This window comes from Desulfobaculum sp., from assembly GCF_054921475.1.
On sequence record NZ_JBUDSW010000217.1, the window covers coordinates 1 to 6,632 of the forward strand.

The window sequence follows — 6,632 nt, forward strand, 5'->3', positions numbered from 1 at the left end:
GCCGATATGGGCGCAGTGCTGGACACGGACGGGCCAAATGGTCCGTCTTTTCTTTTGGGCAGAAGCTGCCGCACTGGGTGTGGAAGGGGCTTTCGCCCGCCGCGCGGGACGGCAATGCGTGGGCGCAGGGGGGGGCGGCAAAGCTGTTTCAATTTCAGATGGATAAAGAAGAGGCGGCCGGGTTGGGGGGCCCAGCCGCCTGCATCAAGGAGGAAAAAGCTGCCACGTTGTTAACAGCTTTTGTTAGACAATAGCATCATGCATGCCATGTTGAAAGCAAAAAAGGAAATGATGTGTACTACTTGTTTGGAACGCCTTTTTTCTCGACGTAGCGCAGGAATTTTCTGGCTGGTTCCATATTGGGACTGATGGCAAGGGCGGCGTTGATATGGCGTATGCACTCCTCCTTGCGCCCAAGGTCGTAGTACACGCGCGCGGTGTTGAAGTGCAGGTTCTCGTCTTTGTCGTGGTACTCCAGCGCCTTTTCGTAGTAGCGCAGGGCTTCGGCGTTCATGCCCTGTTTGCGCAGGCTCATGCCAAGGCGGTTAAAGCGCACGCGCTGTTCGGCCACGAAGGTTGCGTCCTGATTCAGCAGGATGTTCAGTACCTTCTTGACCTTGTGGAATTCGCCCTTGTCTGCGTACACGGAGCCAACGCCCATGTTGGCCTCCACATTCAGTTCATCAATCATCAGCGCCTTGAGGAAGGCCTTTTCCGCCTCGTCCAGATTGCCATCGGCGTAGGCCTCTTCGCCCTTGCGGATTTTTTGCTGGAGGGATTTGATGGCTGGGACGGTGTTTTGCTCGTAAAACCGGGGTTCCGGGGCGTAGGCGGAGATGAAGTCGCCCTTGGTGATGGAGTTTCGCAGGCCCGACGGAACGTGGTGGTCGTTCAGGGGCTGCACTTCGTATTCGTCATCGTCCAGCCGCCGGACATACCAGTAGGTGGTCTGCGAATATTCACCCTGTGTTGCGCCGTGGCCAACGCCTGCGGCTTGCGTTCGGGAGAAAACACCAAGGATTTGTGGGTATTGCGACATGCAAGGCTCCATGGCTGAGGGGAAAGGGCGTCATTGTAGACAGTACGCAAAAAAGCGGTCCGCGCCAAGGGGAAGGCGCGGCTTCGCTCTGGTGCCCTTGGCCCCGGACGCTAGGTGCGCCGTAAGGAGATGGTGAACACGGCGTTGCCATTTTCGCGCCGTACGCGCATGAGGCCGTCCATGTTTTTGATGAGCTTGTAGCACAGCGGCAGGCCAAAGCCGCCTTCCTCAAAGGGCAGGTACAGGCGCTCCGGGTCAATGTCGCGGATGTCGGCAAGGGCGTAGCTGATGCGGATATCCACGGACTTTGGCGTGGAAAGCGTGCGCAGGGACAGCTTGCCCTGCTTGGCGAGGGCCTTGCTGGCGTCCCCCAGCAAAATGCCGAGGATGGTGCAGATGGCTTCGGGGTCGCCAAGGGCTCTGGGCAGCATGTCCGCCAGCTCAATATCGGCAGTGATGCCGGTCTTCTCCAGCACCGGCAGGTGGTGTTCCAGACAACTGGACACGATGGGGGGGATGTGCAAAGGCTCGGCACTGATTTCCACAGGGTTCAGGTAGCCCCGGATGCGGTCCAGCAGGTTTTCCAGCCGCCGGGATTCGCGCAGGATGATTTCCGTTTCCGGCATGTCGGGCACCTTGGCGTGCAGCCTGCGGGCAAAGCCGCCGATGGCCATGAGCGGGTTGCGCAGTTCGTGCGCCATTTCGTCTGAGATGGCACCGATGGTCTTGAGCTTTTCGTCCTGCAGCGCGGTGCGCTCCATATGTACGCGCTCCGAGATGTCCACAAAGATGCCGTCCAAAAGGCGCGGTTCGCCTGCACCTGCGGCGGCGGGGCCGGGCATGGTTTTGATATAGCCATGCACGTTGTAGCCGGATTTGTGCGCCATGCGGCACTCCACCGTAAGGGGAGTGGCGCTGGCAAAGGCGCGCGTCAGCACGTCGCGCACGCGGGCGCGGTCGCCCATGCGGATGCGGCTGAGGAACCAGTTGTCATGGCTTGTTGCCTCGTCGGGGTCATAGCCCAGCACCACAGAACAGGCCTTGTTGATGAAGGCCAGCGAGAAGTCCTCCCGAAGGCGGTAGATAAGCAGGGGGATGTTGTGCAACAGTGTGGTGTGACGCTGCTCGGCGCGTTCCATGCGGCGCTTGAGGGCGCGGCGCTCGGTGTAGCGCTCCAGCGTCAGGCGCAGGTCATCGGGCGAAAAGGGCTTGATGAGGTAGTCAAATGCGCCGATTTGCATGGCCTGAATCAGGTCGGACGAGGTGCCGACGCCGCTGATGAACACCACCTCCGTGCCCGGGTTGATGGCGCGCAGCTCCCGCGCGAGGGCCATGCCGTCCGCCCCGTCGAGGCGAACGTCCACAAAGGCGAGGGCCACGGGGGAGTGCTGGGCCGCGTCCAGTGCGCTCTGGGCAGAGTGCCGCGAGGCGGCGTTAAACCCAACGTCCGTCAGCGAGCGGGCGAGGGATTCGCACATGATGGGATTGTCGTCCACGACGAGAGCGTGTTCCTGCATGGGATACTCTGGCATGTGGTGCTCCTGAGCAAGCAGTGGCCGTGATCCTGAATGCAGTGTGACGAGAACTGAAAGGAAATGCAACGCCTCTCTGCGCGGAATCACCCCGGAATGAACATATGAGCCGGGGCAGGCAGGTGGCGAAAAGGAGAAGAAGCATGAAGCCGCGCATAGGATTCATGGGACTTGGCCTTATGGGCAGGCCCATGGCCGAGAATATTCTGCGGGCAGGGTACCCGCTGGTGGTGTACAACCGCTCGCGCGAGAAATGCGCCATGCTGCGCGAGCTGGGCGCACTGGTGGCGGAAACGCCGCGCCAACTGGCGGAAAAATGCGACGTTGTCGTGATAATGGTCACCGGGCCGGAGGCCGTCTACGCTCTGCTGTCCGGCGAGGACGGCTGCGCCATGGGGCTTGATGCGTCCAAGACTGTGGTCAACATGAGTACGCTGTCGCCGGAATTTACGCGCGAGATTGCCGCGACGCTGCGGCCCCTTAGCGTCACATACGTGGACGCGCCGGTTTCCGGCTCGCGCCGTCCGGCGGAGGAGGGGAGTCTGCTCGTCCTTGCCGGAGGGCCGCAGGAGGCTGTGGACGCCCTGCGCCCGGTATTTTTGACCATGGCGCGCAAGGTGATTCACTGCGGCGGCGTGGGGCAGGGTAGCATGACCAAAATGGCGGTGAACCTGCTGCTGGGTGTTATGATGCAGGGCCTTGGCGAAGCATTGAACTTTGGCCGTCAGGGCGGCGTGGACGACGCCGTGCTGCTGGACGCCGTAACGTCGGGGCCGCTGGCCTGCGGGCTGTACGCCCTGAAGGAACAGATGTTTCAGGACGGCGCGTACCCTGCGCAATTCCCCCTGCGGCATATGAACAAGGACATGAAGTTTGTGCTGGATACGGCCCACGCCACCGGGGCAAGCACCCCGGCCGCCCATGCGGCGGCGCAGCAGTACGCGGCAGGCGCGGCAACGGGCCTTGGCGACATGGACTTCGCCGCCGTGATCAAGGTGCTGGAAGTCCTGTCCGGTGACGGGCGCAAATGATGAATCCACGAGGAGAAACAGCGTGAACGAGACGCCGATGCGGACGGCCGTGGTGGTCATGGCCGCTTCCGCCGCCGCCTTTTTGAGTGCCTCCGCCGGGATGAGCTTCCGGCAGGAGCCGTTTTTGACCTATTATTTTCTGTTTGCGTGGTGGCCGTACATTTTTGGAGCGGAGTCCCTGCTTGTGGTCATGGGCGGGTACTCCACGCTGTATGAGCGCCCGCGGAGCTTTTGGGCGTTGTTGCCGCTGTCGGTCATGGTGTGGCTCGCCTTCGAGGCCGCAAACTTTCGCCTTGGCAACTGGTACTACATTGGCCTGCCGCGGGAGACAGCCATCCGCTGGGGCGGGTACGTGCTGGCCTACGCCACTGTGCTCCCTGCCCTGTCCGTGACGCGGCGGCTTTTGGAATTCCTCGGCCTGTGGGAGGACGTGAAGTGGCCGCCGCTGCGTGTTGCCCCGTGGCGCTGGCCTCTGTTTGCCCTTGGCGTGGCCTGCCTTGTTCTGCCCCTTGCGTGGCCGAAGTATTGTTTTCCGCTCATCTGGGGCGCGCCGGTCTTTCTGCTGGAGCCTGTGCTCTACGGCTTCCGCGCGCGCTCGCACCTGCGGCTCCTGCTTCTTGGCAAGCCGCGCCGGTTGCTTCTCGTGCTGGTGGCGGGTTTTCTCTGCGGCGGCATGTGGGAGTGTTGGAACTACTGGGCCGGGGCCAAGTGGTACTACTCCATCCCCTTCGTGGACGTGCTGTATATCTTTGAGATGCCGGTGCTGGGCTTTTTGGGCTTTCCGCCCTTTGCCCTTGCCTGCGACGTTATCGTGAGCGCCTTTCGCGGCGCGGACCGGGAACTGGCCGAGCGTTCGCCAGCCCTGCGCTGGAGCGTGTGGGGCGTGTGCGCCGTCCTTGGCGTGGTGTGCGCCGTGATTGTGATGCAGGGCATTGACGAGCACACCGTGGTGCTGCTGCGCTCCTAGCTCTGCCCATCCCGCCCACAACACTTTCGCCCCCGCTGGATGGATTCCGGCGGGGGCGTTTTAGTACGGTCAGCCCATGAGGCTGGGCAGGTAGGTCGTCAGCGGCGGCCAGAATGTGATCAGCAGCAGGTCGATAAGGAGCACCAGCAGGAAGGGCAACACCCGCAGGCTGATGTCCGCAAGGCGCGTCCCCGCTATGCCGCAGGAGACGATAAGGCAGATGCCAAGGGGCGGCGTCAGCATGCCGATGGCGAGGTTCACCACCACAATGACGCCAAGGTGAATGAGGTCGATGCCAAGGTTCGGCAGCATGGGCAGGATGACCGGCACCAGCAGGATAAGGGCGGCGGTGGTTTCCACAAAGGTGCCCGCCGCCAGCAAGATGATGTTCACCAGCAGCAGAAGGGCGATGGGATTATCCGTCAGGGCCAGCAGGGCGGCGGTGATGTCCTGCGGAATCTGCTCGATGGTCAGCAGCCATGAGAACGCCGTGGCCTGCGTGATGATGAACATGGTGACGCCTGCGGTGATGGACGCATGGATGAACAGACGCGGCAGGGCGGCAATGCGCAGTTCGCGGTAGACGGCCATGCCGACGAAAAGGGCGTAGACCACGGCCACGGCGGCGGATTCCGTCGCCGTGAACACGCCGCCGAGGATGCCGCCAAGGATGATGGCGGGCGCGCCAAGGGCGAGCAGGGCGCTGCGGCCCGTGCGCAGAATATGCCGCAGGGAAAAGGGGCGCAACTGTCCGCCGTGCTCAATGCCGCCGCGCTGGGACAGGACCACAGCCACGGTGATGAGGGACAGCCCCATGAGCAGGCCGGGCAAAATGCCCGCGGCAAACAGTTTGCCGATGCTGGCGCTGGTGAGGAAGCCGAAAACAATCATCGGGATGCTGGGCGGGATGATGACGCCGATGGAGCCGCCAGCCGCCTGCACCGCTCCGGCAAAGCCGCGCGGGTAGCCACTGCGCGCCATGGCCGGGATGAGCATGCCGCCCACGGCGGCGGTGTCCGCCGCAGCGGACCCGGAAATGCCGCCAAAGAACATGGCGGAGACGATGGACACGGCGGCCAGCCCGCCCGGAAGCCAGCCCACAAGGGCCTCGGCAAACGCGATGAGCCGCCGGGAAATGCCCCCGGCCTCCATCACTTGCCCCGCAATCATAAACAGCGGAACCGCCATAAGCGGAAAGGAGTCCGCCCCCGCGTACATGCGGGTAACCGCCACCATAAGGCCGGTGTCGCCCTTGAGGGCAAACACGGCAACGGAGGCCGCGCCGATGGCGATGGCGATGGGGACGTTGAGCAGAAACAGCGCCACAAGGGCGACGAACAGCAGGGTGGTCATGCCTTGCCCCCGCCGAACAGATCCTCCAGCACAAAGGCCACGCCGTGCAGGAACAGCACCGCGCCGCTCAGGGGCACCACGCTAAAGGGGATTTGCTTGGTTATGCCAAGGGCCGCGGTTTGCTGGTACTGCATAAAGTCCAGCACGCGCATGCCGGAGGTGATAAGCACCGCAAAAAATGCCAGCGCCACCAGATGCGCCAGAATATGGGCCGCGCGGCGAGGATGGCCGCTCAGGCGCTCCGTCAGGATGTCCACGCCGATGTGCGCGCCGCGTTTGTAGGCCACGCACGCCCCCAAAAAGGTGAGCCACACAAGGAGCATGCGTCCCAGCTCTTCCGACCAGAACAGGGAATCATTGAGCACGTAGCGGCAGAAGACCTGCAGGCTGATGACGGCCACCATCCCCACGGCGCAGAGCATGAGCGCCCCTTCGGTCAGGGTATTGACGAGGCCGCTCAGGCGGCGGATGGCGGTGAGGAGAACATGCATGATGCTGGCACCGGCGTTTGGGGTGAAGCGGTGGCGCGTGCCCGCTGGGGCGGCGCGCCGTTTCGGGATGGTCGGCGGCCTTTGCCGTACTGCGCCACATGGAAAAAGGCAACCCGCGCGCATTTTTTCGCGAATACGCAGTTGACGCAAGGGGTTGGGGCCTGCTCGGCTCTCGGCTCTCGGCTCTCGGCTCTCGGCTCTCGGCTCTCGGCTCTCGGC

The 6,632-nt window shown here is 63.1% G+C and carries 7 protein-coding genes; 3 read left to right on the top strand and 4 right to left on the bottom strand.

All coding sequences use genetic code 11. The annotated features are described in order from the left end of the window. Positions 1 to 254: hypothetical protein (locus tag ACY69P_RS12935; RefSeq protein WP_462327770.1), on the top strand; the 254-nt coding region annotated here is incomplete at its 5' end. A gap of 44 nt (positions 255 to 298) precedes the next feature. On the opposite strand, the gene ACY69P_RS12940 is transcribed toward ACY69P_RS12935, so the two are convergent. Together ACY69P_RS12940 and ACY69P_RS12945 are read right to left on the bottom strand one after the other, a co-directional pair. After that, positions 299 to 1,039 carry a tetratricopeptide repeat protein gene (locus ACY69P_RS12940; protein ID WP_459898521.1) on the bottom strand — a complete coding sequence of 247 codons (741 nt, stop codon included), beginning with the start codon at positions 1,037 to 1,039 and terminating at the stop codon, positions 299 to 301. Between the two features lie 110 nt (positions 1,040 to 1,149). After that, the gene (locus tag ACY69P_RS12945; protein ID WP_462327771.1) at positions 1,150 to 2,571 is read right to left on the bottom strand and encodes a response regulator; all 1,422 of its coding nucleotides are present in this window, start codon (positions 2,569 to 2,571) and stop codon (positions 1,150 to 1,152) included. A 104-nt stretch (positions 2,572 to 2,675) separates the two neighbouring features. Here ACY69P_RS12945 and ACY69P_RS12950 point away from each other — a divergent pair, with 104 nt between their 5' ends. After that, complete coding sequence (locus ACY69P_RS12950; protein ID WP_462327772.1) at positions 2,676 to 3,602, top strand: NAD(P)-dependent oxidoreductase; 927 nt, start codon at positions 2,676 to 2,678, stop codon at positions 3,600 to 3,602. A 22-nt stretch (positions 3,603 to 3,624) separates the two neighbouring features. Then, a complete protein-coding gene (locus tag ACY69P_RS12955; RefSeq protein WP_462327773.1) occupies positions 3,625 to 4,569 on the top strand; it encodes a hypothetical protein in 945 nt (314 codons plus the stop codon). 69 nt (positions 4,570 to 4,638) lie between these two features. Here ACY69P_RS12955 and ACY69P_RS12960 read toward each other — a convergent pair whose 3' ends face one another. Both ACY69P_RS12960 and ACY69P_RS12965 read right to left on the bottom strand, forming a co-directional pair. After that, positions 4,639 to 5,922 carry a TRAP transporter large permease gene (locus ACY69P_RS12960; protein WP_462327774.1) on the bottom strand — a complete coding sequence of 428 codons (1,284 nt, stop codon included), beginning with the start codon at positions 5,920 to 5,922 and terminating at the stop codon, positions 4,639 to 4,641. Continuing rightward, complete coding sequence (locus tag ACY69P_RS12965) at positions 5,919 to 6,413, bottom strand: TRAP transporter small permease (protein ID WP_459898530.1); 495 nt, start codon at positions 6,411 to 6,413, stop codon at positions 5,919 to 5,921. The genes ACY69P_RS12960 and ACY69P_RS12965 overlap by 4 nt, the downstream gene beginning before the upstream one ends. Positions 6,414 to 6,632 lie beyond the last annotated feature (219 nt).